Raw genomic sequence first — 350 nt, 5'->3', positions numbered from 1 at the left:
GCCAGACCACGAGGTCAGGTCTCGGCGCGATGACATCGCGGTCGATTCGAACGAGCATGTCATCGACGGCTTCACCACCAACGCCACGGTTGGAAACCGTGATGCGGTCGGCGCTTCGCGGCTGCGCCTGCTTGAGCGCGACGGAGAGCCGAGCCGGGTAGGCGGCCGAAGCGCTGCTGGCGCCGATACCCTCCGTCGAGGAGGAACCGAAGGCCACTATCCGTATGGGACCACCCGTGGCGAGGCTGTGCGCGACATGAGGCAGTTGCGGTGTCTCGGCGGATATGCCGTCGACCGCACGCCGCACGCTCACGGGCAGCAAATCGTTGTAGGCCAGCACTGCCGTTGAT

At 66.0% G+C, this 350-nt stretch carries 1 protein-coding gene; it reads right to left on the bottom strand.

Annotated features, from left to right (window positions below):
* A partial coding sequence (locus CVH10_RS18555) for an SGNH/GDSL hydrolase family protein (RefSeq protein ID WP_369335876.1) occupies positions 1 to 340 on the bottom strand: 340 nt, incomplete at its 3' end.
* Positions 341 to 350 lie beyond the last annotated feature (10 nt).

Origin of the sequence: Halomonas sp. ND22Bw (assembly GCF_003011945.1) — a bacterium.
Taxonomy (GTDB): Bacteria; Pseudomonadota; Gammaproteobacteria; order Pseudomonadales; family Halomonadaceae; genus Halomonas; species Halomonas halophila.
The sequence above is the reverse complement of the archived record's forward strand: the minus strand, read 5'-3'. Positions and strand labels throughout refer to the sequence as shown.